Genomic DNA, 24,917 nt, shown 5'->3' with positions numbered 1-24,917 from the left:
CCAACTTGCTTGGCACGTGGTGTGGTTGCCTCGCGCACGTGTACGGCAATGCGGCCGACCGTCCGCTGCGTGTGCGACGCTACCCGTCGGACATGACCGACGCCGAGTGGGCCGAGATCCGCAACTCGCTGCCCGTGCCGGGATGGCTGGAGGGCAGGGGCGAGCAGCCGGAAGGTTACTGCCACCGGGAGATGATCAACGCCATCCGCCGCCTGATCGCGGGCGGCATCGTCTGGCGTGCCATGCCGGCGGACTTTCCCGCGTGGGACCGTCCGTGCAGCAGGTGGTGAGGCCAACGCCCATGGCTGCCGGTCCCCGCGAAGCGCCCCGCCACCGGACGGCCCCACCTCTGGGCCGGTCCACCGCTGCCGCCAGGTCATTGCGGATCGTCATGTACGCTCACTGTGGGTGATGATCCACGGTGCTGTCGCCACCTGTTCGGGTCCTCTTCAAGGGCCGCCCGGTCCCAGCCGCCGCGTTCGGCAGCAGCCTTGTAGGTCGTGTGCAGGAAACCGGCCAGTGCCCGGTCCGGGTCGGCTGCGGTACGCACCGCCTCGTACGGGAGAAGGAACTGACCGTGGTCACGGCTGTAGAACGCGTCGGCCGGGGTGACCGGCTGCGAGGCGAAGCCATCCGGTTCGGGATAGGCGTACGAGTAGAAGGCCCCCTCTTCACCGCCGCCGGGCCAGAACCCACAGCTGCTCAGCTCGCGGGAGTAGCCTTCCGCCATCACCCAGTCACCGCAGTTCGGGGCGCCGCCAGGGTGCGGCGGGGCAGCCCGTCCTGAGAACCTCGTGCAGGCCAGGTCCATGGCACCCCAGAAGAAGTGCACCGGGCTGACCTTGCCGACGAAGTACGAGCGGAACTCCCCCAGCACCCGATTTGCCTGCAGCAACTGCTGCCAGAAGAGCTGGGCGGCGCTCGGGTCGTAGGAAGCGTGCTGGTAGTCCTCATCGAAGGGGATCGCCGGGTCCACCTCGTTCGGAGACGCCTGGATCTTTGTCTCAATGCCCAGCTCACCCAGGGCGTGCATCGTCTCGCGGTAAAAGTCGGCCACCGGTCTCCGCTCCAGGGCCACGCTGCGGTTGGCGCCGTCGCTGCTGCGGACACACAGCTGATGGTCGAGGAAGTCGAACTCGATGTCGAAGACCCCTGAGCGGTAGGGGATCGCCGATGTGGTCAGGCCGCGCGGGCTGACGTACAGGGTGACCTGCCACCAGTGATTGACCAGGGGCGCGTGCGCCAGCCGGATCTTGCCGACGATCTGGGTCCACATGTGCAGTGTGTCCCGGGTCTCTGTCCAGTCGGCGACCCGCAGCCGCGGCCACATCGTCCGCGACGCCCCATGGGAGACCATGGCCACAGCGCACTCCTCCCAGGACAACTGACCGATACCGACCACGCTGCCCCCAGCCGAAGAATCGAGCAACCCGGCGCGGCTCACCGGCCATCGGACCGGAACGCCTGGCATGCGAGCAGCCGCTGCGCCTGCCTCGGCCAGGACAGTGATCCAACGGCCCGGTTTCACTGGGGGCGGCGACCTGTAGCCGATTCGGCGGGATTCTTGACCATGAATGTCGACCAGCGGTGCTGGTACTCGGATCCACCGGGGGCAGGGCAGTGCCGTCGTCAGCGCGATGCCGCGGGATGTGCGTCACCGCTGTCCGCGCCCAGGCCCGCGAGCAAGCGCAGCCCGTCCTCGGCGGGGCTGCCGGGAGCCGCGGACAGCACCAGCAGCTCCATGCCCGATTCGTCCGGCAGCGCGAAGTTCTCCTGGTGCAGTTCCAGCAGTCCGACCAGCGGGTGCCGGTACGCCTTGCGTCCATGTGTGCGGGCGCGCACGTCCGCGCGGGCCCAGAGGCGGCGGAAGCGTTCGCTGCCCATCGCCAGCTCGCCGATGAGCGAGGCCAGTCGAGGGTCCTCGGGGTACTTGCCGGCGGCCAGGCGCAAGTGCCCGACCACGTCGAGGGTGCAGTTCTCCCAGTCCGCGTAAAGGCCGCGCTCGGCCTCCTCCAGGAAGATGTGCCGGGCGGTGTTCAGGCCCGGCATCGGCCGGCCGTAGAGGAGCCCGGCGAGGCGGTTCCCGGCGAGCACGTCCATGCGGTGGTCCATGATCAGCGCGGGTGCGTCGGCGACCAGGTCCAGGACGCGCAGCAGTTCCGGCCGGACCCGCCCGCCCGGCGCCTTCGCGCGGCGGCGGCGCTGCCGGGCGAGCCGGTAGAGGTGCCCGCGTTCGGTCTCGTCGAGGCCGAGGACGCGGGAGAGCGCGTCAAGGACCTGCTCGGAGGGCTGGGTCGCGCGGCCCTGTTCCAGGCGTACGTAGTAGTCGACGCTGACTCCGGACAGATGCGCGACCTCTTCGCGGCGCAGCCCTTCGACCCGGCGGCGGCTGTCTGTGGGGATGCCGACGACCGCAGGGTCGACCCGGGAACGCCGGGTCCGGAGGAAGGTCGCAAGATCGTCCATGTCCCCAGTATGGCTTCGGCGGCGCCCGTGAAGGTGGTCCTGCCATTACCAGGAAGTCCCGTCCGACGGAAGAGGAGCCCCTGAACGCCGGGCGCCGCGGCGCCCAGGATCGAAGGCACCCGATCCGAAGGAGTTCCCATGAAGACGCTGATCGTCTACGCCCACCCGGAGCCGAAGTCGCTCAACGGCTCGTTGAAGGACCTCGCGGTGTCCACATTGGAGACCGCCGGGCACGAGGTACGGGTGAGCGATCTGTACGCGATGAACTGGAAGGCGGTCGTGGACGCCGCGGACTACGGCCCGAACGCATCAAGTCGGCTGAAGGTCGCCCGGGACTCGGGCCGGGCCTTCGACGCAGGGACGCTCACTCCGGACGTCCTCGCCGAGCAGGAGAAGCTGCTGTGGGCCGACACGATCATCTTCCAGTTCCCGCTGTGGTGGTACACGATGCCCGCGATCCTCAAAGGCTGGGTGGACCGGGTGTTCACCTATCACTTCGCGTACGGCGTCGGCGAGCACAGCGACACCAAGTACGGCGAGCGCTTCGGTGAAGGCACCCTCGCGGGCAGGAAGGCTCTGCTGTCGGTGACCGCCGGCGGCCCGGAGTCGCATTATGCCGCTCGGGGGATCAACGGCCCCATCGACGATCAGCTGTTCCCGATCCACCACGGCATCCTCTACTACCCGGGCATCGAGGTGCTGCCGCCGTTCGTGTTGTACGGCGCCGACCGGATGACCAGCGAGGACTACCCGGACATCGCCAAGGCCTGGGAGCAGCGTCTGCTCACCTTGGAGTCGACCGAGCCGATCCCGTTCCGGCCACAGAACTTCGGCGATTACGAGATCCCCTCGCTGCACCTGAAGGAGGGTCTGGAGCCCGCGGGCCGCACGGGTTTCGCACTGCACGTGCGCGGCTGACCGCCGACGATGCACAGGACGACCTGACGACCGGCGCCGTGGTCGGTACCGTCAGCTCGGCCCCTGGAAGCCCACGGCCGACCTGGTGAGGCTGGTGAGGCAAGTGCCCCGGCAACTGCCTGACTTCCGGCCGTGACCTGCGTGCGAGGCAAGAAGCCGCCGTGGCCCACCGCTTGGCGGTGGGCCAGGACACGTCACAGCGCTGTGGAGTGGAGCTGTCGAGGAACCGCTCCGCCAACCACCGGGGGGCGGATGCAGGGCTGCAGAGGCCCCGGGCAGACGCACCGACGGCTCCCATCCCACGAATGGGAGAGAGCCGTCCAGGTGCATGAGGCTATGAGCCGGTCACGCGTGACGGTGCGAGCGTCGGTTACCGGTGACGAGGCGGTACAGGGCAAGCAGGATCAGGGAACCGACAATCGCAGCGACCCAAGTGGAGAGGTCGAAGAACCCGTCGATGGAGTCGACTCCGAAGATGACCTTGCCGAGCCAGCCCCCGAGCAGACCACCGACGATGCCGATGAGCATGGTGACGATGATTCCGCCGGGATCCTTACCCGGCATAAGGGCCTTGGCGATGGCTCCGGCGAGCAGCCCGATGATGATCCACGCGATGATACCCATGAACGTCTCCGCTTGGTCGAATAAAGATTCTGTTAGCTCAACGGGTGCACCATCTGCGCTTGAACAAACGTCCCTTCTGCCGGCTCCTGATACGCCGCCCTCCCGCTGTTCGACACCAGGCTCCCGAAGGCGAGAACGGCCCGCTGTGCTGGAGCAGTTCACCACCGTCGCGGAGCGGTGCCGAGGTGGGCGCTGGGCGGTGGCGGGGTCAGGCGGCTGGGCCCGGACCGCTGAACCGCCGATCTGATACTAGCCATGGATATAGTAGCCATGTAATCTATCCGCCATGAGCAAGGGTTCACCGGGTCCCACGCCTGGTTTCCTGGTGTGGCGGCTCGCCAACAAGTGGCGCGTCGCGGTCGATCGCGCGGTGGCTCCGCTGGGCCTCACCCACGCGCAGTACTCGCTGGTCGCGTCGCTGCACGGCATGCAGCGCACCGGCGAGCGGCCCAGTCAGCGCCGACTCGCCGACCACACCGGCCTTGAGGCGCTGTACGTCTCGAAGCTGGCGCGTGCCCTGGAGTCGGCCGGCCTGATCGAGCGCACCCGCGACCCTCGCGATCCGCGCGCCGTACAGCTTTCCCTCACCGAGCAGGGCCAGGCCGTCACGCGGCAGGCCATCGCGGTGGTCCAGGAACTGCTTCAGCAGTTGCTGGAGCCGCTCGGTGGCGTCGACGCCCCGCGGACGCGCGCGTTCACCCACGAGCTGACGGCCCTGCTCGACGCACCTCTCGCTCCATCCCTATCGATCGACGAGACCACTCAGGGGGGAACACCATGACCACCACCGCACCCGTCGCCGACGCCCGCGCCCTCGGCCTGGCCCACTACGCCGCCCGCGGCGTACTGGAGCACGTCCTGGCCCGGCACGGCATCACGTTCCAGCAACAGATCATCCTGCGTGCCGCCATCACCGCCGACGCCCCGCAGACGCCGGGCGATCTCGTCACCCAGGTCCGAGGCTCCCTCAAGGCCGATGCGGCCGACATCCGCGCCACGCTCGACGAACTGCTGACCAAGCAGCTGCTCGTCGAGGACGGCGCGCACGTTCACCCCACGGACGCAGGCCGCGAGCTGACCGCCGCCGTCGGCGCGGAGACCGCCCCCATCTCGGCCCGCATCTGGGGCGGAATACCCGCCGAGGACCTCGCCGCCGCCGGCCGCGTCCTCGCCCTGGTCACCGAGCGCGCCAACGCCGAGTTGGCGGCACTGGCCTGACGTTCCGTCAGGGCGGTACCGCAGCTGTCGAAGCGCTCCGGATTCGGTTCTTCTGCAAGGCGGCGTCCTGAAGCAGAGATCGACCACTGCGGTGGCATCGCCGCCCGACCGAGCCGGTCAGCTCAGGCCTGGCTCGGACAGGGCGGTGGTCCGGTCGCCGGCGTCTTCCTGTTCGTTCAGCGCCACATCTGCAACGGCTTCGCTCAGGGAGCCACGAAATGACGACCCACGGGCCGTGGCTCAGACCACCGACCGCCGGGGCCACTGCGCGAGGCGTTGATCAGAGGCTGAAGACCCGTCGGGCGTTGCCGGACAGGAACAGCTCGGTTGCCTCCTCGTCAAGGCCCAGTTCGCCGATGTGCTCCAGTGCCCGGCCCGGGGTGATCATGGGATAGTTGCTGCCGAACAGCACCTTCCGGCGGCCTCGGCCGCGCAGGTAGTCGACCAGCTCGCGGGGGTAGCGGCGGGTGGTGTAGGCGCTGGTGTCGATGTAGACGTTGGCATGCTTGTCGGCCACTGCAATCATCTCGGTGGTCCAGGGGTAGCCGATGTGTCCGCACACGATGGTCAATTCGGGAAAGTCGAGCGCGACCTGGTCGATGTAGGGGATGGGACGGCCGGTCTCGGACGGGCGCAGCGGGCCGGTGTGGCCGACCTGGGTGCAGAAGGGGATGCCGAGGTCGACGCAGGCGGCGTACAGCGGGTAGTACAGGCGGTCGGTGGGCGGGAGCTGCCACAGCCAGGGCACGATCCGCAGAGCCACGAAGCCGAGTTCCCGCACCGCGCGGCGCAGTTCGCGTACGGCCTGGACCGGCCGGGTGAGATCCGCGCCGGCCACCCCTCGCAGCCGCCCGTCGGACTGGGCGACGAACTCGGCCAACTCGTCGTTGCTGATGAGCGGCCCTTGGGGGCCGTACCAGGCCGCCGACAGTCCGATCTCGACATCGGCCGCGGCCATCGCGGCCACGGTGGCCTTCACCGGCAACGGCTCCTCCAGCACCCCCAGCCCCGTCCACCTGCGCAACGACTCGAACATCTCGTGGTTGGAGTGACAGAGCGTGGGGTGCTGCATCCAGGCATCGATGACTGGCACGAGGTTCCCGGCCTCTCTGCTGGCGCTCGGCCGTCCTGCGCCGAGTCGGCTGAGCGATCGCTTACCGCAAGCCTAATCGTAGGTGCCGTCCGCAGCCACCGTCCTACGGCGCCCCCTTCGGATCTGCTGCCGTTCCCCTCGGCGGGCGCAGCGGCGAGGCAGCGCCCCGTTCTCGTCCTTCACCACCGGTCGCGGTGGCGTCCTCTCTCAGGTGCTGTCATTTCCGTCCGTGGGGACGGTGGCCGCGATCCGTCCCTGCCGCCCGCGTCGGATGCGGTGGGCGTGGAATGTGTCCCAGTCGCAGCGCAGCTGGAAGACCTTGTGCGGGGCGACCTCAGAGATGTTTGTGGTGGCCGTGAAGTCTGGTCCCTCGAGGAGGAGAAGGACCGCTTGGCGGGCATCGTGCGCATGGCCGTCGATCACGTGTGCCAGGCGGTCGAGATTCGTAGTGATCTCCTGGTGTCGCAGGCCCGTTGGATCGAACAAGGCGATGATCCGGGAGGAATCGCCCCCATAGGCATGGTGGCGGCGCAGCGCTTGCTGCGCGCTCAACTCCTTGTCGTCCAGGGGGAAGACCTCGTGAGGGGCCGGCAGCGGAAACGCGGGGTACAGGCGAGTGTGACCGTCCGCGTCGGGGATTTCGTGAACGAGCCCGGCGGCGATCATGAGGGTCAGCATGTCGTTGAGCGTGGACAGCGGCGGCAACCCGTAGTGAGCCGCGTAGCGGGTCGAAGTGGCCGCCTGAGCTGCCCGTAGATCCGTCAAGTCCTTCCCCTCACGCTCGTCTCCGTCTTCCCAACAGGAGGCCTGCCAGTCACCGGAGGGGTTGACGCTGCTGCGTAGGAATGGGCGCAGTTCCTCCCGCGTCAAGGGCCTCCCCCTACCGGTGAGGGCCGCCAGCAACAGCCCCAGCATGGGCGGGGGCATGCGAAGCCAGCCGCCGCCGATCACACTGTGGAAGTGCTGCTCTCGGTGGTCCTGCGACCAGTCGGTCAAAGGCTCCGTCGTCATGCTGACTTCCCTCCGCGGCATCTCGGTCGGTGGGTGGTGGTTCGGGCTTCGGCGGCGCCGATGGCGCGAACGCTCGCCATACCGGCGTCCCGGGGGTGGCGGCCGAGGCAGGTGGAGTTGAGCGGGGACCCGGCACGGCTGGACAACGCAGGCGGAATGCCCGGGTCACAGCTTGTGCCGCCATCCGGGTGCTCAGACCGCCACCGGCATGCTCAGGTATCGCCACTCTCACAGCGGGCGCTGGAACCAACTGCGTCATCCGGGAAGCCGCCTTCATGGAACCGCTGCCGGGCGGCGGTGAGATACCGGCTGTCCGGAGTGGACGCGTGCTGCTGCATGTATGCGTGCTTCCGTCCGCCGGTTTCCGCCCGCGGGTCGGACGACTGCTGACCGGCGCGGGGGCCTTCCGTCCACTGTGGCGTCGGCCAACGGCAGCAGGGACACCGGAAGAGCACCTCGTCTCCCGTCGCCTCACTCGCCGGGCGTGCGGAGGGCGTCCGGCTCGCCGCGGCGTGTCCACACTCGTTCCGGGGCGGTGCCGCACGATGAGGAGCAGCGCCATGCGTCCTGCTCGGCACCGGTTGTCGGTGGGGAGGCCCCGGATGAGAGTGTCGTCCGTGGCCGCACCGTCAGGTCCGCTCGCCGCCCAAGCGCCGGTTGCTGACGTGGGGCCGCAGGATTTCGCGTGCACGGCCGTGGCGCAGACACGCCCCGGCGGCGATCACGAATGCCGCGGTGCCGTAGGCCCATGCCTGGAGGGGGAATCCGGGCAGGAGCCGGCCGGCGAGGTAGAGGGCGGTGCCGGCGAGGGTCACCGTCAGCCACTCCCAGCGGCCGTCCATGGCCACAAGAGCGATCACGAGCAGGGAGTACCAGGGATAGCTCGGGGAGAAGAGGAGCAGGGCGGTGCCGGTGAGCAGCAGCGCGCCGCGCCACGGGCGGGCAGGGTCCCCGCGCCACCACACGTACAGGCCGATGAGCGCCACAAGTGCGGCTGCGGTCACTCCTGCGGCGGCGTCCGGCAGCAGCAGTCGCAGCAGCGCGAAGCGGCGTACGTGGCCGGGCTCGTAGCCCTCCTCGTGGAGGTAGCCGGGCAGGTAGCCCAGGACTTGCGCGCCGGAGGTGATGACGTAGGGCAGGTAGGCGAGGGCGGTGGCTGCGACGGCGGCTGCGACGACGCGCAGGACCGTGGCGGGCCTGCGTTGCCCGGACAAGGCGCCGGGCAGGGCGAGGACGGGGAGGAGTTTGACGGCGATCGCCGCGCCGAGCAATGCGCCACGGCGGGTCCCGGTGGTGGCGGTGCCGAGCGCGAGCACGACGAGGAGAGCGCCGAGGGTGTCGATGTGGGCGTTGTTGACCGCCTCCAGGGCGATGGCCGGACACCAGGCCCACAGCGCGGCCCGGGCCGGGGCTCCCTGCGGGTCGGCTCGACGGCGCGGGACGCGGAGCAGGGCGAGGGTCGTGCCGAAGGCCAGGACGGCGCCTGCCACTTGCAGTGGCTTGTGGCGGCTGTCCGGCGGGGACAGCGTGTGGACGGCGAGGTACCAGGCCTCGGCGACGGGCGGGTAGATGGTGGGGACGGTGGGCCGGTTGATGCGCACGCAGAGGCCGCTGCTGGTGTGGGTGAGCCCCCATCCCTTGCAGGCTTCTTGGGTGGGGAACAGCCAGTGGTCGTGCAGGCGTGCGAGTTCAGGTGCGGCGGGCGGGTAGGCATACGGGGAGATACCGGCTGCCTGCACACGGCCGTCCCAGGCGTAGCGGTACATGTCGTCGCTGGTGCGCGGCTGCGCGGTGAGCCCGGCCAGGGCGAGTGCGGCCGAACCTGTCAGGACGAGGACGGTCGCGGCGCGGGCCGGGACCTTGCGCACGGTCCATGCGGCTGCGGCGAACAGGGCCCAGGCGACGGCGTATCCGCCGAGCAGGCGACCAGGGGCGCTGTGACTGTCCCCTGCACGGAGGGTGTTGACGACAATGGCCGTCAGGGCGGCAAGCAGGACCGCGGTGGCGGAGATTCGGATCCGGGCCCTGGGTGGTGTCGCTCGCGCGGTGGGACGCGGGGGCGGGGGCGCAACGGAGCGCCCGGGGTCGTGGCGGTGCGGGGCGGCAGTGTCGGTCATGGGCGGTCCGGCCCTCCCTGGGGCATGGCGTGGGTGGCGTCGGCCCCCGGGTGGGGGCGATGGAGTTCCAGGAAGGTGCGGTTGCCGGTTGTCCACCGGCCGGTGAGGATCCACGCGGTGGCGTCGGCGGCGTGCAGCAGGGCCGTGGCGCCGAGGCGGGCCCAGGGAAAGGGGCGTCCGTGCCGGCCGTGGGCGTCCTCGACGCGGACGGTGAGACGTTCGTCCACGTCCTGCGGGGCGACTTCGGCCAGCAGGCGCCCACCGGGGCGGAGCAGTCGGCGCAGGCGGGCGAGCAGCGCCGCCGGGTCGCCGCCGATGCCGACGTTGCCGTCCATCAACAAGGCCGTCCCCCAGCGGCCCTCTCTCGGCAGTCGGTCGAAGACGGACCGTTGCAGGGCGGTTCCGCCTCGGTGGCGGGTCCGCGCGACGGCGGCCGGACTGATGTCCACTCCGAGCACGGGTACGCCCCGGGCGGCCAGGGCGGCCACGAGACGTCCCGGCCCGCAGCCGACGTCCAGGACGGGCCCGGTGCAACGGTGCAGTACGGCTGTGTCAGCGGCGTCGGGCGCGGCGCAGAAGCGCTCCACGTCCAGCGGCAGCAGCTCGGCCACCACCTCGGTGGGCGGTGTCATGCGGCGCAGATACAACGGGCCGCGGCCGACACGCAGGGCACGGTCGTAGGGGTCGTCCGTCCAGGGCTCCCCCGGCTCGACGGGCGCCGGCCGATCAGCGCGCTGCAGGGGGGCTTGGGGCTGGGATGGCAGCGTGACGTGCAGGACGTTCTCTTCTGATGCGCTTCGCTCCACCAGTTCCGTCCCTGCGGTGCCGCCAGTGCGCGTTCCGTGGGATGTGCCGCTCACCGGACGCTCTCCGCGAGCGAGGCAAGGGTGGCGGCGAACCGGGATCCGGGCGGGCAGCAGGCGGCCACCGAGGCGGCGTCGGCGGCGGTGTCCACGTCCCGCAGCAGCGGGAGTTCGCCGACCGTCAGTCCCGCCTCAGTGAGCCTGCGACGCTGGATGGCCCCGGTACGGTCAGTGGACATCGGTACGCCCCGCACCAGGACACCGTCGCGGCCGGGATCGGCGAAGCCCAGAGCCCAGAATCCGCCGTCGGTCGCCGGGCCGAACCAGGCGTCGTGCCCGTCGCGGCCGACGTCGGTCAGCAGGCGCGGAGTGAGCTGCGGAGTGTCCATGCCGACCAGCAGCGAAGGTCCGTCGCAGAGGGTGAAGGCGGCGGCGATCCGCTCGTCGAGGCCACCGGACGCCTGGGGCACGACCTCGAAGCCGGGTGGCAGCCACGGACCAGGAGCTCCGTCGAGGACCAGCACCCGGCGTCGGGCGGGGACCTGGAGCATCATGGTGAGCGTGTCGGTCAGAGCGGCCTCGGCCAGGGCAGCCGCCTCCCGCGGGGTGTAGGGCGGGGTGAGGCGGGTCTTGACGCGCCCGGGCACCGGCTCCTTGGCAATGACCAGCAGGGTGTCCGAACCCGCGGTCTCACGCTGGGAGTTCATCGGACGCCTCCCGCGATGCCGGCGCCGTCGGCCGGGGCCGCAGATGGCCGCTCGGCCAGGACGGCACGCATGTCGCGCACGGTCTGCCAGGTGCCGCGCCAGGTGCCGGTGACCTTCGAACGGCCCGTACGAGGTCGGTAGGGCACGCCGGTCTCCGCCACCCGCCAGCCGGCGTCGGCGGCACGGACGACCATCTGCAACGGATAGCCGGAGCGCCGGTCGGTCAGGCCCAGGGCCAGTAGCGCCTCCCGGCGGGCGGCACGCATCGGGCCCAGATCGTGCAGGCGTAGGCCGGTGCGGCGGCGGACGAGGCGGGCCAGCTGCAGATTTGCCAGCCGGGCGTGTACGGGCCAGGCACCGCGGGCGGTGGGGCGGCGACGGCCCAGGACCAGGTCGGCCGCGCCGTCGAGGACGGGGCCGGCGACGGTCGGCAGCAGGCCGGGGTCGAGGGAGGCGTCGCAGTCGCAGAAGCAGACCACGTCGGCCGTGGCGGCGGTGAGGCCCGCGTGGCAGGCGGCGCCGAAGCCGCGCCTCGGCTCGCTGACCACGTGCGCACCCAGGTCCTGGGCGATGTCCGGGGAACCGTCGGTGGATCCGTTGTCGACGACGATCGCGCGCCAGCCGGACGGGATCCGCTCCAGCACCCACGGCAGGGCCTCGGCTTCATCGAGGCAGGGCAGCACGACGTCCACGGAAGAGGGGGATGTCTCGATCACCTCAGTCACCCTACGGACGCAGAACGGACATAAGGGATGTCGTCTCCTTACGGATCGCTGACGTCGTTGGGTGCGTCGGTCCGCGGTGGAATCCCGGTGCGAGACTCGGTCGGGTGAAACGCGTACTTGTGGTGGACGACGACCCGACCGTCTCCGAGGTCGTCGCGGGATATCTGGACCGGGCGGGCTTCGCCGTCGACGTGGCCTCCGACGGCGCGGCTGCCGTGGCTCAGGCCGCCTCCCGCCAGCCCGACCTGGTGGTGCTGGACCTGATGCTGCCCGGCATGGACGGCTTGGAGGTCTGCCGCCGCATCCGTACGGCAGGCCCCCTCCCGGTCATCATGCTGACCGCGCGAGGCGAGGAGGAGGACCGCATCCTCGGCCTGGAGGTCGGCGCGGACGACTACGTGACCAAACCGTTCAGCCCCCGGGAACTGGTGTTGCGGGTGCAGTCGGTGCTCCGCCGGGCCGGTGCGTCGACGGCCCTCCGGCCCGAGGCGGCCGAGCCTTGGCTGCGGGCCGGCCCGCTCGCCCTGGACCCCACGGCCCGGCGCGCCACCCGTGACGGCTCCGAACTGGCCTTGACCATCCGCGAGTTCGACCTGTTGGAGTTCTTCATCCGGCACCCCGGGCAGGCCACGAGCCGGGAGCAGCTGATGCAGCGGGTCTGGGGCTGGGAGTTCGGCGACCTGTCGACCGTCACCGTGCATGTGCGGCGACTGCGCGAGAAGATCGAGGACGACCCGGCCCACCCTCGTCTCATCAGCACGGTCTGGGGCGTCGGCTACCGCTTCGACCCTCCCCGGTCACAGGAAGCCGGTGTCGGCCATGATCGGTGACACGCTCCTCATCGCGCTGTACGCGGCGATCGGCGCGGGGGGCTCCGGACTGCTGGGGGCGGCAGCCCTGCGGGCGCTGCGCGACCGGTCCGTCGCCGTCTCCCTGGCCGTGGTCGCCGCCGTCACGGTGGCGGCCATGCTCGCCGGAACCATGCTGGTGTCCTGGGCGATGTTCCTGTCCGACCATGACCTGTGGGTGGTGACGATGGTGTGCGCCATGGCAGCGGTCGTCTCGCTCGTCGTGACGCTCATCCTGGGCCGCAGCGTCGTGAAGGGCAGCCGGGAGCTGGCCGAGGCCACCCGCGCCCTGGGAGAAGACGGCAGCTTCACCCCGCCCACCCTCGCGCCCACCGCCGAACTCGCCCACCTCAGCCGCCAGTTGGCTGCTACCAGCGCCAAGCTCGCCGCCTCCCGGGAACGGGAACGGACCCTGGAAGCCTCCCGGCGCGAACTCGTCGCCTGGATCTCCCACGACCTGCGCACCCCGCTGGCCGGTCTGCAGGCGATGACCGAGGCCCTCGAGGACGGCATGGTCGACGATCCCCGCGACTACCACACCCGCATCCGCGCGGAGGTCGGCCGTATGAGCGCCATGGTCAGCGACCTGTTCGAACTCTCCCGCATCCAGGCAGGCGTGCTCGCTCTGTCCCCCGCCCGGATGTCGGTCTACGACCTCGTCGGCGACGCCATCGCCGGCGTCGACGCGCTGGCCGAGGAACACGGAGTACGGCTCGTGGGCGACGGAGTCGAACCCGTGCCGGTGGAAGTCGACGGCCGCGAGATGTCCCGTGTCCTTGCCAACCTGCTGGTCAACGCGATCCGCCGGACGCCCGCCGACGGCACGGTCGCCGTGTCGGCCCGCCGTGAGGCCGACAGGGTCGTGCTGTCGGTGACGGACGGCTGCGGCGGCATCCCGCCGGAGGACCTGCCCCGCGTCTTCGACACCGGCTGGCGCGGCACTGACGCCCGCACCCCGCCGGCCGGCGCGGGGCTCGGCCTGGCCATCGTGCGCGGCATCGTGGAGGCCCACCAGGGACGCGCGACGGTGTGCAACGTTCCGGGCGGCTGCCGGTTCGAGGTGCACCTGCCCGCAGCGGTCTGAGGACGACGAGGGAGCAGGACGGCCCGGCGGGAGAAGCCCGGTCCGGTCCCGGTCCGGTCCCGGCGCGGTCCCGGCGCGGTCAACCGGGAACCGGACGAACTCACCCGGCCCGCAGGGGCGCCGCCGCGAACTCCGCCATGCCTTCCGCGAAGCCGACCTGCGGCTTCCAGTCCAGCTCGTCGCGCATCCGCTGCGAGGAGGCGGTGATGTGGCGGACGTCGCCGAGCCGGTACTCCCCCGTGACAACCGGTGTCGGTCCCCCGTGCGCCTCGGCCAGCGCTGCGGCCATCTCACCCACGGTGTGCGGCTCTCCACTGCCGACGTTGTACGCCCGCAAGCCGCCCTCCGGCAGACCCTCCACACCGACCAGCGCCGCGAGGTTGGCGCCGGCTACGTCCCGAACATGGACGAAGTCCCGCCGTTGCCCGCCGTCCTCGAAGACACGCGGGGCCTCGCCACGCGCGAGCGCCGACCGGAACAGGGAGGCGACACCCGCATAGGGAGTGTCCCGCGGCATGCCCGGGCCGTACACGTTGTGGTAGCGAAGCGCGGCGACGCGCCCGCCGGTCGCCCGCGCCCACGCGGCGGCCAGGTGCTCCTGCGCCAGCTTCGTGGCCGCGTACACGTTGCGTGGATCGGCCGGGGCGTCCTCGCCCACCAGGCCCGCGGCCAGTGGCTCACCGCAGTGCGGGCACGGGGGCTCGAAGCCTGCCGCTTCCAGGTCCGCCACCCGGCGCGGCCCGGGTCGTACGACACCGTGCCGCGAGCACTCGTACCGTCCCTCGCCGTAGACCACCATGGAACCGGCCAGCAGCAGGCGCCTCACGCCGGTTTCGGCCATACCGGCAAGGAGCACGGCGGTGCCGAGGTCGTTGCAGCCCACGTAGTCCGGAGCGTCGGTGAAGTCCTTGCCGAGACCGACCATCGCGGCCTGGTGACACACCGCGTCGACGCCTCGCAGCGCGCCGGCCACCGCCTCCCCGTCACGGACGTCGGCATGCCGCCAGTCCACCCCGTCGGGGATCGGCGGGAGCGTGCGGTGGGCGGCGGGCAGCAGCGCGTCGAGGACGCGCACCTCATGCCCCCCGTCGATGAGGGCGGTGACGATGTGCGAGCCGATGAAACCCGCACCGCCGGTGACCAGGATCAACATGCCACCGACCGTAATGCGGTTCACCTGGCGGCGGGTCGCTCGGTGCAAGCATGTCAGGGGTTCGTAAGCCTTCCCGGCTCCCGCGCGTCCTCGGCGGGCCGGCACGCCGAAACCGTCAGGAGGGCGAAGGCCACAGCGAAGGCGAGCAGGGTCGACACGCCCGCGCATCCGGTCACGCAGGCCGCCGCCCGGCGGTCCGTCGCGCCCGCCCGCACCGCGTAAGGCACCCGTAAGACCGTTCGTCCGTCGTCCGGACCAGGGAAGTCACCCACCAGGCCGTCGGCGACCGCGCCGGCACCCACGCACGGCCAGCCAGAGCGCCGTCACTATGGCCACGGCCACCAGTGCGATCAGCCAGTTGCGCGGATAGTCCAACGGCAGCACCGACGAGTTGGCCGGCCTGCCCGGCCGTAGCAGCACGGGCAACGCCACCGTCGTCAACGCACCCGTGACCAGCAGGGCCCCGCGGACCGGTCCGCGCGCGGCGCCGCGCACCAGCAGCAGCCCGACCAGCAGCACGGCCGGGGCGATCACCACATCGTGCAGGACGACCGCCCCGCCCAGCCACACCAGCACATCCGCCAAGTCGTGGACGTCCATCAGCCGGAACACCCCGACCCCCATCAGTGCCACACCCGCCGTACCCGCGATCATGCGCAATGCCTTCATGCCGGCATCTCCAGTCGGCCGACCCACTTGGTCTGCAGAACGCCCGGCCGATTGGGAGCGATGAGCCGCGCCGGGTAACCGTGGTCCGGGTCGAGTTCCTCGCCGTTGAGGCGCAGGGCCAGCAGGGTCAGCGGGTCGCGGGCGTGCTCGGGCCCCATCTCCGACACCCGGTAACCGCCCCTCGACTGCAACGACACCACCCGCACCCGCGCATGCTCCGGCGCCCCCGCACGTTCCAGCAGATCCCTGACTCGTACGCCGGTCCAGCGCGCCGACTTGCTCCAGCCCTCCACACAGGCGATCGGCAGCTCGACCTCGTACTGTGGCAGGGCGCGCAGCTCGTCCAGGGTCAGGGTGTACGTCTGCGGGCCGGCCACCACCAGGCGGTACTCCACGGCAGTGATCCCGCCGACCCCCGCGGCTTCGGCAGTCCGGTTGACCGGCAGCGCCTGCGGGCCTTTGTCCGGGTGGCGGGGCGCGAACAGGAGGAAGTCCTTCAGCGGGGTGAAGGACTGGCCCACGGTGGTCAGTGTGACGGCACCGACGGCAGCGCCCACCGCTGCCAGCAGCGAGCGCCGGTCGGGGTCGTCCTGCGCGGGCAGGGCGAGGGTCCCGGGTGACCGACGAGCCCAGTGCGCCTTGATCTCCGGCGCCTTGGCCGCGATGTGCAGCAGCAGCGCCCCGATGACCAGCCACGCCACCGCGTAGTGCACGGGTACGAACGAGAACGGCCACGGGTACCACTGGGCCGTGTTCAACAGCCCGGTCGCCAGCTCGAAGACGGCGCCGGCCACCAGGACGCCGACGGACAGCCGCTCCAAGGCGTGCTTGACCGACCGCACCAACGGCCATTCATACAACCGCGGATATACCGTCCACAGCTTCGCCGTCAGCAACGGGATCGCCGCGATGCCGGAGGCGACATGGAGTCCCTGAGTGAGCCGATAACCCCACGCCGGCCGGCTCGGAACTCTGTCGGCCAGCCAGCCCGGCGGGTGTTGCATGAAGTGACTGACCAGTCCGGTGACGAAGCAGACGGCGAACGCCACCCCCAGCCACCGGCCGATGGAGGTCGCCGTGCGGGCATCGTGCAGTCTGCCCCTGAACACCGGCGGAAAGAGACCCAGTTTCATGCCCTCCATCCCACTCGGCGCCTGACCGTCGCGGAACCATCGAACTCTTACGGAACACAGACGTTCCGTCGGCACGGCGCCGGCAGCTGCCGAGCTCAGGCCCAGGCCTCGTCGGCAAGCCCGACGCGCCGTCACGTATGGAAGTGGCGTACCACCTGGGCTGCGACGGCGCGCGCTGCGCGGGAGGGCCGACGGCGGCGGTGGCGGGCCAGGTAGACAGGGACATCGGGGAGCGAGGGGCCCGGAACTGCCGAGAGACGGCCATCGCTCAGGTATTCGGCTACGTTGGCGTGGGGAAGGACGGTCAGGCCGAGTCCGGCTGTGACACAGGCGCGGGTGGCTTCGATGCCGCCGAATCGCGTCAGCCGGGGCTGGGCACCAGCGACCGCCTGTAGACGTTGAGCGAGCCAGTCGCTGTAGGAACAGCCTTCCTCGTGGAGGAAGAAGTTCTCCCGCGCCAGTTCCTGCCAGGTCGTCGGCTGTTCGCGGCCGGCAAGCGGATGGTCGGGGGCGCACAGCAGGACCAGGGGCTGGCTGGTGATGCGCTCAGCCGTGACGTCCGGGTAGTCCACCTGTTCTTCCAGCAGGAGAGCGCAGTCCAGTCTTCCTGCTCGCAGTCCTTCAACGGCGGCGGCGGTGCTGCACGCCTGAAGGTGCACTTCCACATCGGGATGGAGGCGGCGCAGCGCGGCGATCACACCTGGCAGATGGGCAGAGCACAATGTTTCGCCCGCGCCCACCGCTACTGTCCCGTTGACCGGGCCGTCCTCGCTGGCCGCCGCGAGCAACCGTGACTCGGCCTCCAGGACTTCTTCGGCCAGGGTGAGCAACCGTCGCCCGGCCTCGGTGAGCATCGCGCCTCGGGCCAGTCGATCGAAGAGCCGGGTGCGCAGTGTGTTCTCAAGGGCTCTGATCTGCACCGTGACCGTGGACTGCGCAAGCTGAAGCTCAGCAGCGGCCCCGGTGAAGCTTCCCGTCCTGGCGAGTGCGGTGAAGGTCTGGAGCAGCCGGGTATCCATGACCGAACCCTAGCAAGCCATCGTGAACATCGATCGATTCAATCAATAATCATCGTTTGCATTAATGCAGTTGGGGCGGGAGGGTAAGGGCATGACTCGCTCAACGGTTACCGATGTCCTGCGCTATGCCGCGTTCACCTCCCACCCCGACGGGGGAAATCCGGCCGGCGTCGTTCTCGACGCCGCACAACTCGACGAGCAGCACATGCTGGCGGTCGCCGGCGAGGTGGGGTACTCCGAGACAGCATTCGTCACCTCGCGCGACGAACAGCACCGTCGGTTCACGCTCCGCTACTTCAGCCCCCGCGCCGAGGTCGCCTTCTGCGGGCACGCCACCGTTGCCGTATCGGTGGCGCTTGCCGAACGCATAGGCCCGGGTCCTCTGGTCTTCGACACGCCTGCCGGCGAGATCAAGGTGGAGACCGTGGCCGACGGGCATGGTGCTGTACGGGCGACACTCACCAGCGTCCCCACCTGGTCCCGTCCGGCACAGGCCGCCGAGGTGGACGCCACGCTGTCGGCCCTGGGGTGGGAAAAAGCCGACCTCGACCCGGCGCTTCCGCCGCACGTTGCCTTCGCCGGCAACGAGCATCTGGTGCTCGCCGCCGGCTCCCGTGGCCGACTGACCGACCTCGACTACGACTTCGAGGCCCTCGCCGGTGTCATGCAGGTCTACGGCTGGACGACGGTGCACCTGGTCTGGCGGGAGCGCGACGATCACTTCCACGCGCGTGACCCGTTCCCCGTCGGCGGCGTCGTCGAAGACCCAGCCACCGGAGCGGCAGCAGCGGCCTTCGGAGGCTACTTGCGTACGCTCGGCCTGTTGCCCCCGGCGGGTGTGATCGCCATCCGCCAGGGCGAGGACATGGGACGGCCGAGCGACCTGATCGTCGAGGCAGGCCCACACGACGCTCGCGTACGGGTCACCGGCCACGCCGTGCCGATCACCGGATGATCAGTACCGGACGCCAGGCGGATTCGGGTGGGCTCGATGTTCTGAACCACGGGGTTGCGGACACGCCATGCAGGTGCGGGCTGACCGATCTTGAAATGGGTGAGGGCCTTCTGGCTCGGCGTGGATTGCGGATGTGCCGGCCCGAGACTTCCTCGCCTTCGCAGGTATCGCCGCAACCCTCATCTGCCACCTCCGACTGACCGAGGGGGGCACTGCTCAGTAGCATCGCCTTCCATGATCGCACTGGTCGTCACCATCGGACTGGCGTTCGTCGGCTATGTCGCTACCTATCTCAACGGCCTACGCCTGTCACAGCGCCAAGAACGTCTGGCCCGCCTGAACCGCCAGCTCAGCGACTTCTACGGACCTCTGTTCGCCCTCACGGAGGCCAACAGCCGCAGCTTTCACGCGTTCAAGGAGCGCAATGCCCGCCCTGACGGCAGATCACCATTCATGCATGAGACTCCCCCCACCGAGGAAGAACTCGCCGAGTGGCGGCTGTGGGTCACGACCGTGTTCCTCCCGAACATCCAGGCCATGCGCGATCTCGTCATCAGGCATGCAGATCTCTTGACGGAACCGGAGATGCCGCCGATCTTGCTTCAACTGTGCGCCCATGTCTCGGGCTACGAGATCACCGCTGCCAGGTGGACGCAGGGCAGATACGACCAGCATCTCTCGTTGGTGCCGTTCCCCAGCGAGGAGCTCGCCGCGTATGCACGGCAGGGGTTCGCCCATCTGAAGAGGGAACACGCTCGCCTGTTGGGGCAACGGGGCGTCCACTGAGGAAATGCAACGACGTCTTTCGAACAGCAGCGTGACGAGACGACGAACCTCATCGACTGCCGCAGCGCGCCCACGCACAACGGTCAAGCGGCGCGCCGAGGCCGACGGCCGATCGATGGCCTCGAGTATCCGCGCTGTCGAGCACGAGCTCAATCGGACGGCGGGAGCGAGGACCACACGCCGAACCACTGCTCGGCGCCGAACTCTTCGAACCGCTCCACCTCCGTGAACCCCAGCTTCGCCGCGAGGCGCATCGAACGGTCGTTGGCGGTCTGCGTACAGAGCACCACCGGCTCGCCGGGAAGCGCGTCGGCGAACCAGTCGAGTGCCGCTGCGCCCGCCTCGCCGGCGTACCCGCATCCCCACGCCTCCGGCAGGAACATGTAGCCGAGTTCGGCCTCTGCGGCATCCGGACGGATGTGACCCGGACGCTCTGCGCCGCGCCGATCGAGCGTGACCATGCCGATCATCGCTCCGTCGAGATCGATCACGAACAAGCCAGGGCGCCGCCCGGGCACCTCAGGCGCCGTGCGCTCGAGCTCATCACGCGGTCGCGGGCCACCGAGGTAGGTGCCCACCTCTGGCGAGGCGAACAGCTCGATGAACGCCGCACGGTCGCGGGCCTCGGACTCGCGGAGCACGAGCCGCTCGGTCCTGATCGGGACAGGTGGCCAGGCGACGGGTCCCAGCTCAGTCATGGCGGGCAAGCTATCGTACGCACCCTGGTAGCCCGTCACACGGCTCGCGCCTGCAGGCGGCTACCCCAGGCTTCGCAGCCGTGTCATGGCGTCGGCGAGAGTGTCGCGGCAGAATGCGAGGTGATCGGGACCATAGCCGCGCGGCCCGCATTCGACGACGAGCAGTAGGCCCAGGTAGAGCTGGTAGAGGGCCAGTCGGTGCCGGAAGGCGGGACCGAAGTCGAGGCTGCCTCCGGCCTCGGTGTAGCCGGCGACAAGGTCGCTGTCGGGGTCGGTGTCGCCGCCGAAGGCCAGGGAGACCAGCTCAGCGGCCGGGTCGCCCCAGAACGCCCGTTCGTGGTCGATGAGTCCGGTGATCCGGGCGTGCGTCCCGTCGGCGCCGAGGTCGACGAAGATGTTGCCCGGCCACAGGTCGAAGTGGACGAGCCGGGGCTCGGCGACCTCATCGAGGGCGTACCGGCCCTCGGCCACCAGCGCCCGGATGTCGGCCGGCGACACGCCCAGCGGGGACTGCCATCGATCGGCGTCGTCGAGGAGCGCGTCCACCATCGCGGTGAACGCCGTCCGCCAGTCGGGGGCGCAGAGCCCGGATTCACCGGCTGGATAGCCGAACCGCCCGTCCTCCGGGGCCAGGGTGTGCAGACGCGCGGTGATCGCACCCAGCTCGCGGCGAAGCGCCGCCCCGGTGGAGGGGTGGATGCGGTCTGCCGCCTTGTCCCACGGGACCCCCTCCAGGACGGAAAGGGCGAGGAACTCCTCCCCGGCATAGAAGAGTTCCGGTGTCGGCACGCTGCCGCCGGGGAGGGCCGCGAGCCGCCGGTACACCATGGCCTCCGTGGCGAGGATGCCGCGCTCGTACCGGAGGACCGCCGCGTCGGCCGGAGGGGCGAGCTTGACGACGGCCGGCCGGCCGTCGTCGAGCAGCACGCGGTAGGCGCTGTTGAACCAGCCGTCGGTCAGCTCCGTCTCAAGGCGGCACCCGATGCCCACAGTGCTGCGCAGCAGAGCATCGAGCTGGTCGGGGGACATGTGGCGCTTGGTCTGGCTCTGCACGGCGGCACGCTTTCGGTTGCGGTCGGGTCATCGACTGGAGTGGCGAACGGAACCGAGCCGGTTCCGCTGCGCTCGCGCAGGGGAACAGGGGAACCGCCTTGTGCTCGGTTCAGCGCGGGTAGGGCAGGTCGGCTGCCGGCGTGCCGGCGGGGCTCGTGTGGAGGGTTCCGTCCGGTCCGCCGAGCCGGAGCTGCCAGGGATGAGGGGTGTTGGTGGTGATCCGCAGGCGGTCGCCGTCGCGGCGCAGGTGGAAGCGGGCCGTCTCACCCGGCCCGTCGGCGCGCGGGATCACCAGCGTGCGTTCCGCGCCGTCGGCGAAGGCGTGGACCCGCAACTCGACACCGTCGGCCCAGGCCGACACGGGGCGCTGGTCCTCGGCGGCGAACGGGATGACCGAGTCGGGGCGGGCGAGCAGCGGCAGGGTGTGGAAGCCGTGGTGGTCGCGCACCCAGCGCGGGCCGGTGACCTGGACGCCGGTCAGTACATTCGTCCACGTCCCCTCTGGCACGTAGTACTCCACCGTGCCGTCCTCGGAGAAGACCGGGGCGACGAGCAGGTCGTCGCCGAGCATGTACTGCCGGTCGAGCACGGCGGCGGTGGGATCGTCGGGGAACTCCAGCAGCATGGCGCGCATCACCGGGACGCCCGTGGTGTGGGCCTGCTGCGCGGCGCGCTGGAGGTAGGGGGCGAGGCGGTGCTTGAGGAGGGTGAACTCGCGGGTGACCTCGACCGCTTCCTCGCCGTAGTCCCACGGGACGCGGTACGAATTGCTGCCGTGCAGGCGGCTGTGCGAGGAGAGCAGGCCGAACTGCACCCAGCGCTTGAAGACCATCGGGGTGGGGGTGCCCTCGAAGCCGCCGATGTCGTGGCTCCAGAAGCCGAACCCGGACAGACCGAGGGAGAGGCCGCCGCGCAGCGACTCGGCCATGGCACCGAAGTGGGAGTCGCAGTCCCCGCCCCAGTGGACCGGGTACTGCTGGCCGCCGGCGGTGGCCGAGCGGGCGAAGAGCAGGGCCTCGCCCTCGCCGCGCTCCTCGCGCAGCAGCTCGAAGACGGCCTGGTTGTAGAGGTGGGTGTAGTAGTTGTGCATCCGCTCCGGGTCGGAGCCGTCGTGCCAGACGACGTCGGTGGGGATGCGCTCGCCGAAGTCGGTCTTGAAGCAGTCGACGCCCTGGGCGAGGAGGGTGCGCAGTTTGCCGGTGTACCAGTCGCGGGCGGCCGGGTTGGTGAAGTCCACCAGGGCCATGCCGGCCTGCCACAGGTCCCACTGCCACACGCTGCCGTCCGGGCGGCGCACCAGGTGGCCCTCGCGCATGCCCTCTTCGAACAGCGTGGACTTCTGGGCGATGTACGGGTTGATCCAGGCGGAGATCTTCAGTCCCCGCTCCTTGAGCCGGGCCAGCATGCCCTCCGGGTCGGGGAAGGTTCCGGAGTCCCAGTCGAAGTCGCACCACTGGTAGGCGCGCATCCAGAAGCAGTCGAAGTGGAAGACGCTCAGCGGAATGCCGCGCTCGGCCATGCCGTCGATGAACCGGTTGACGGTGGCCTCGTCGTAGTCGGTCGTGAAGGACGTGGTCAGCCACAGCCCCAGCGCCCATGCCGGGGGCAGGGCCGGGCGTCCGCTGAGCGCGGTGTAGCGCTCCAGGATCTGCTTCGGGGTGGGGCCGTACACGACGAAGTACTCCAGCGACTGGTCCTCGACGCTGAACTGGACCTGGCCTACCGACTCCGAACCGACCTCGTAGCTGACCTTGCCCGGATGGTTGACGAAGACGCCGTAGCCCCGGTTGGTGAGGTGGAACGGGACGTTTTTGTAGGCCTGTTCACTGCTGGTGCCACCGTCGGCCTGCCAGATGTCGACCGTCTGGCCGTTCTTGACGAACGGAGTGAACCGCTCCCCCAGGCCGTAGACCAGTTCTCCGACTCCCAACGAGAGCTGGCCGAGCATGTGGTGGCGGCCTTCACCGTCGGTGACGAACCCCGTGCCGCGCTCGTCCGCGGAGGTCAGCACCCGTCCGTCGGCGGTGAACTCCAGCCGCCACGGCTGTTCCGTGTCCACGCGCAGCGTCAGTTCGCCGGAGACCAGCTCCAGCACCGCTCCGTCCCGGCGCACCTTGCCGACATGCACACCGGCGCCGGGCAACGCGAACTCCGGGCCCCGGCGCGATCCGGCATGGTGGGTCGTCCGCACACCGATGACCCCCTCGGCCGGGGACCAGCACTCCACCGTCAGCAGCGGGCTGTTGAGCGTCTGCCCGCGCCGGCTCACGTGTTTCACGGGCGCGTACAGGGTCATCCGGTGGTCCTCGGCGCGGACGTCGGCGACCTCGGCGGCGTAGCGGGCCGTGCAGCCGGGACGCATCAGCCAGTAGCCGTCGGTGAACTTCATCGGGCAGGTTCCTCCGTGCGCGCGCGGTGCGCGGCGATCAGACCCCGGTACCAGTGGTAGCTGTCCTTGGGGGTGCGGGCCAGGGTGCCGTAGTCGACGTGGACGAGGCCGAAACGCTGGTCGTAGCCGCGTGCCCACTCGAAGTTGTCCAGCAGCGACCAGGCGTAGTAGCCGCGTACGTCCACACCGGCGGCGATGGCGTCGGCCACGGCGGTGAGGTGGTCGGCGAGGTACCCGATGCGGTCGGGGTCGTGGACCTGGCCGTCGGGTGAGACCGTGTCGGCCTCCGCCGAGCCGTTCTCGGTGATCCAGATCGGCGGCGCCTGCGGGTAGCGGGCGTGGAGGCCGCAGAGCAGCTCGGTGAACGCGGTCGGGACGACCGGCCAGCCCATGGTCGTGTGGCGGGTGCCGTACGGGTCCAGCTCGGCCACGCCGATGTCCACGGCGGTGCGCTGTTCGGGGTCGGCCACGCGGTGCGGCGCGGCGGCCACGGTGAAGGGCCGGTAGAAGTTGACGCCGAGGAAGTCCAGCGGAGCACCGATCAGGTCCAGGTCGCCCGGCAGCCGCCAGGGGCCGTCGGCGAGTCCGGCCCAGGTCTCGGCCTCGTGCAGGGGGTAGCGCCCGGCAAGGAGCGGTTCCGTCCAGATGTCGTTGTGGAGGGTCTCGGCACGACGCAGGGCGGCACGGTCCTCGGGCCGGTCGGAGGCGGCATGGATGCGGTCGAGGTTGAGGGTGATCCCGATTTCCCGTGCGCCTGCGGCTCGCAGCTCCCGCACCGCGAGGCCGTGGGCGACCAACAGGTGGTGTGCGGCCGCGAGCGCGCCGCGGCCCTCCTCGGCCCCAGGCGCGTGCCGCCCCTCGGCGTAGCCCACGAAGGCCGAGCAGTAGGGCTCGTTGAGCGTGATCCAGCGGTCCACCCGGTCGCCGTAGCGCTCGGCGGCGAGGGCCGCGTACCGCGCGAACGCCTCGGCGGTCTCTCGTGCGCGCCAGCCTCCACGGTCCTCAAGGGCCTGTGGCAGGTCCCAGTGGTAGAGGGTGACCGCGGGTGAGACCCCGGCGGCCAGCAGCTCGTCGATCAGGCGGTCGTAGAAGTCCAGGCCCTTGTGGTTGATCGGTCCGGTGCCCTGGGGCAGCAGCCGGGACCAGGCGATCGAGAAGCGGTAGCCGTCCACGCCGAGCTCGCGCAGCAGGGCGACGTCCTCGCGGTGGCGGTGGTAGTGGTCGCAGGCGGTGTCGCCCGTGGCGCCCCCGAGCGTACGCCCGGGGCTGTGACTGAAGGTGTCCCAGATGGACGGGCCACGCCCGTCCTCGTCGTGGGCACCCTCGATCTGGTAGGCCGCGGTGGCGGCGCCGAAACGGAAGCCGGGGGGCAGTACCGGGAAGTGCGGGGAACTCACGTGGGGGCACCTCGTGGGTCTCGTCGAAGTAGTGGCTGATACCAGCTCGTG

The 24,917-nt window shown here is 70.4% G+C and carries 25 protein-coding genes; 8 read left to right on the top strand and 17 right to left on the bottom strand.

Annotation, left to right across the window (positions count from 1 at the left end; genetic code table 11):
- Nucleotides 1-92 precede the first annotated feature (92 nt).
- Nucleotides 93-290 carry a transposase gene (locus tag SY2F82_RS17005; RefSeq protein ID WP_200419912.1) on the top strand — a complete coding sequence of 66 codons (198 nt, stop codon included), beginning with the start codon at nucleotides 93-95 and terminating at the stop codon, nucleotides 288-290.
- 86 nt (nucleotides 291-376) lie between these two features.
- Here SY2F82_RS17005 and SY2F82_RS17000 read toward each other — a convergent pair whose 3' ends face one another.
- On the bottom strand, nucleotides 377-1,357 hold the full coding sequence (locus SY2F82_RS17000; protein ID WP_200419911.1) for a DUF5996 family protein: 981 nt from the start codon (nucleotides 1,355-1,357) through the stop codon (nucleotides 377-379).
- 272 nt (nucleotides 1,358-1,629) lie between these two features.
- Nucleotides 1,630-2,466, bottom strand: a complete 837-nt coding sequence (locus SY2F82_RS16995; protein WP_200419910.1) for a helix-turn-helix transcriptional regulator — start codon at nucleotides 2,464-2,466, stop codon at nucleotides 1,630-1,632.
- A gap of 138 nt (nucleotides 2,467-2,604) precedes the next feature.
- Between SY2F82_RS16995 and SY2F82_RS16990 the strand changes: the two genes are divergently transcribed.
- Entirely contained in the window at nucleotides 2,605-3,384 is a 780-nt protein-coding gene (locus SY2F82_RS16990) for an NAD(P)H-dependent oxidoreductase (RefSeq protein WP_200419909.1), read from the top strand.
- A gap of 345 nt (nucleotides 3,385-3,729) precedes the next feature.
- Here the strand turns inward: SY2F82_RS16990 and SY2F82_RS16985 are convergent, their stop codons facing one another.
- Nucleotides 3,730-4,008 (bottom strand): GlsB/YeaQ/YmgE family stress response membrane protein, encoded by a 279-nt coding sequence (locus tag SY2F82_RS16985; RefSeq protein ID WP_200419908.1) that lies wholly within the window; start codon nucleotides 4,006-4,008, stop codon nucleotides 3,730-3,732.
- A 286-nt stretch (nucleotides 4,009-4,294) separates the two neighbouring features.
- Between SY2F82_RS16985 and SY2F82_RS16980 the strand changes: the two genes are divergently transcribed.
- Nucleotides 4,295-4,789 (top strand): MarR family winged helix-turn-helix transcriptional regulator, encoded by a 495-nt coding sequence (locus SY2F82_RS16980; RefSeq protein WP_200419907.1) that lies wholly within the window; start codon nucleotides 4,295-4,297, stop codon nucleotides 4,787-4,789.
- Nucleotides 4,786-5,226, top strand: a complete 441-nt coding sequence (locus SY2F82_RS16975; protein WP_200419906.1) for a MarR family transcriptional regulator — start codon at nucleotides 4,786-4,788, stop codon at nucleotides 5,224-5,226. Before SY2F82_RS16980 ends, SY2F82_RS16975 begins: the two co-directional genes overlap by 4 nt.
- 280 nt (nucleotides 5,227-5,506) lie before the next feature.
- Here SY2F82_RS16975 and SY2F82_RS16970 read toward each other — a convergent pair whose 3' ends face one another.
- The 6 genes from SY2F82_RS16970 to SY2F82_RS16945 form a co-directional block, all read right to left on the bottom strand.
- Nucleotides 5,507-6,298 (bottom strand): amidohydrolase family protein, encoded by a 792-nt coding sequence (locus SY2F82_RS16970; RefSeq protein ID WP_236041538.1) that lies wholly within the window; start codon nucleotides 6,296-6,298, stop codon nucleotides 5,507-5,509.
- Nucleotides 6,299-6,526: 228 nt separating this feature from the next.
- Complete coding sequence (locus SY2F82_RS16965) at nucleotides 6,527-7,330, bottom strand: DUF6042 family protein (protein WP_200419904.1); 804 nt, start codon at nucleotides 7,328-7,330, stop codon at nucleotides 6,527-6,529.
- A gap of 629 nt (nucleotides 7,331-7,959) precedes the next feature.
- Complete coding sequence (locus SY2F82_RS16960; RefSeq protein ID WP_200419903.1) at nucleotides 7,960-9,447, bottom strand: glycosyltransferase 87 family protein; 1,488 nt, start codon at nucleotides 9,445-9,447, stop codon at nucleotides 7,960-7,962.
- Complete coding sequence (locus SY2F82_RS16955; protein WP_236041578.1) at nucleotides 9,444-10,187, bottom strand: class I SAM-dependent methyltransferase; 744 nt, start codon at nucleotides 10,185-10,187, stop codon at nucleotides 9,444-9,446. Before SY2F82_RS16955 ends, SY2F82_RS16960 begins: the two co-directional genes overlap by 4 nt.
- 116 nt (nucleotides 10,188-10,303) lie before the next feature.
- Entirely contained in the window at nucleotides 10,304-10,957 is a 654-nt protein-coding gene (locus SY2F82_RS16950) for a DUF2064 domain-containing protein (RefSeq protein ID WP_200419902.1), read from the bottom strand.
- Nucleotides 10,954-11,673 (bottom strand): glycosyltransferase family 2 protein, encoded by a 720-nt coding sequence (locus SY2F82_RS16945; RefSeq protein WP_200419901.1) that lies wholly within the window; start codon nucleotides 11,671-11,673, stop codon nucleotides 10,954-10,956. The genes SY2F82_RS16950 and SY2F82_RS16945 overlap by 4 nt, the downstream gene beginning before the upstream one ends.
- 113 nt (nucleotides 11,674-11,786) lie before the next feature.
- On the opposite strand from SY2F82_RS16945, the gene SY2F82_RS16940 reads away from it, so the two are divergent.
- Nucleotides 11,787-12,512, top strand: coding sequence for a response regulator transcription factor (locus tag SY2F82_RS16940; protein WP_236041537.1), 726 nt, complete (start codon nucleotides 11,787-11,789; stop codon nucleotides 12,510-12,512).
- The gene (locus SY2F82_RS16935; RefSeq protein ID WP_200419899.1) at nucleotides 12,502-13,614 is read left to right on the top strand and encodes a sensor histidine kinase KdpD; all 1,113 of its coding nucleotides are present in this window, start codon (nucleotides 12,502-12,504) and stop codon (nucleotides 13,612-13,614) included. Before SY2F82_RS16940 ends, SY2F82_RS16935 begins: the two co-directional genes overlap by 11 nt.
- 100 nt (nucleotides 13,615-13,714) lie before the next feature.
- Here the strand turns inward: SY2F82_RS16935 and SY2F82_RS16930 are convergent, their stop codons facing one another.
- The 4 genes from SY2F82_RS16930 to SY2F82_RS16915 all read right to left on the bottom strand — a co-directional run bounded on the left by SY2F82_RS16930 (nucleotide 13,715) and on the right by SY2F82_RS16915 (nucleotide 17,588).
- The gene (locus tag SY2F82_RS16930; protein WP_200419898.1) at nucleotides 13,715-14,767 is read right to left on the bottom strand and encodes an NAD(P)-dependent oxidoreductase; all 1,053 of its coding nucleotides are present in this window, start codon (nucleotides 14,765-14,767) and stop codon (nucleotides 13,715-13,717) included.
- Nucleotides 14,768-15,031: 264 nt separating this feature from the next.
- Nucleotides 15,032-15,436 (bottom strand): hypothetical protein, encoded by a 405-nt coding sequence (locus SY2F82_RS16925; RefSeq protein ID WP_200419897.1) that lies wholly within the window; start codon nucleotides 15,434-15,436, stop codon nucleotides 15,032-15,034.
- A complete protein-coding gene (locus tag SY2F82_RS16920) occupies nucleotides 15,433-16,578 on the bottom strand; it encodes a molybdopterin-dependent oxidoreductase (protein ID WP_200419896.1) in 1,146 nt (381 codons plus the stop codon). The genes SY2F82_RS16925 and SY2F82_RS16920 overlap by 4 nt, the downstream gene beginning before the upstream one ends.
- Nucleotides 16,579-16,700: 122 nt before the next feature.
- Nucleotides 16,701-17,588 (bottom strand): LysR family transcriptional regulator, encoded by an 888-nt coding sequence (locus SY2F82_RS16915; protein ID WP_200419895.1) that lies wholly within the window; start codon nucleotides 17,586-17,588, stop codon nucleotides 16,701-16,703.
- Between the two features lie 91 nt (nucleotides 17,589-17,679).
- Between SY2F82_RS16915 and SY2F82_RS16910 the strand changes: the two genes are divergently transcribed.
- Both SY2F82_RS16910 and SY2F82_RS16905 read left to right on the top strand, forming a co-directional pair.
- Complete coding sequence (locus SY2F82_RS16910; RefSeq protein ID WP_236041535.1) at nucleotides 17,680-18,543, top strand: PhzF family phenazine biosynthesis isomerase; 864 nt, start codon at nucleotides 17,680-17,682, stop codon at nucleotides 18,541-18,543.
- Between the two features lie 234 nt (nucleotides 18,544-18,777).
- Nucleotides 18,778-19,329 carry a hypothetical protein gene (locus tag SY2F82_RS16905; RefSeq protein WP_200419893.1) on the top strand — a complete coding sequence of 184 codons (552 nt, stop codon included), beginning with the start codon at nucleotides 18,778-18,780 and terminating at the stop codon, nucleotides 19,327-19,329.
- Nucleotides 19,330-19,478: 149 nt separating this feature from the next.
- Here the strand turns inward: SY2F82_RS16905 and SY2F82_RS16900 are convergent, their stop codons facing one another.
- The 4 genes from SY2F82_RS16900 to SY2F82_RS16885 form a co-directional block, all read right to left on the bottom strand.
- The gene (locus SY2F82_RS16900; RefSeq protein ID WP_200419892.1) at nucleotides 19,479-20,027 is read right to left on the bottom strand and encodes a GNAT family N-acetyltransferase; all 549 of its coding nucleotides are present in this window, start codon (nucleotides 20,025-20,027) and stop codon (nucleotides 19,479-19,481) included.
- Between the two features lie 60 nt (nucleotides 20,028-20,087).
- Nucleotides 20,088-21,080, bottom strand: coding sequence for a phosphotransferase family protein (locus SY2F82_RS16895; RefSeq protein ID WP_200419891.1), 993 nt, complete (start codon nucleotides 21,078-21,080; stop codon nucleotides 20,088-20,090).
- Nucleotides 21,081-21,189: 109 nt separating this feature from the next.
- On the bottom strand, nucleotides 21,190-23,469 hold the full coding sequence (yicI, locus tag SY2F82_RS16890; RefSeq protein ID WP_200419890.1) for an alpha-xylosidase: 2,280 nt from the start codon (nucleotides 23,467-23,469) through the stop codon (nucleotides 21,190-21,192).
- Nucleotides 23,466-24,866, bottom strand: a complete 1,401-nt coding sequence (locus SY2F82_RS16885; RefSeq protein ID WP_200419889.1) for a GH1 family beta-glucosidase — start codon at nucleotides 24,864-24,866, stop codon at nucleotides 23,466-23,468. The genes yicI and SY2F82_RS16885 overlap by 4 nt, the downstream gene beginning before the upstream one ends.
- Nucleotides 24,867-24,917: the final 51 nt, after the last annotated feature.

It is taken from the genome of Streptomyces sp. Y2F8-2, from assembly GCF_014905555.1.
GTDB lineage: Bacteria > Actinomycetota > Actinomycetes > Streptomycetales > Streptomycetaceae > Streptomyces > Streptomyces cynarae.
Note: the sequence above shows the minus strand (reverse complement) of the source record. Positions and strands in the feature narration are given on the sequence as shown.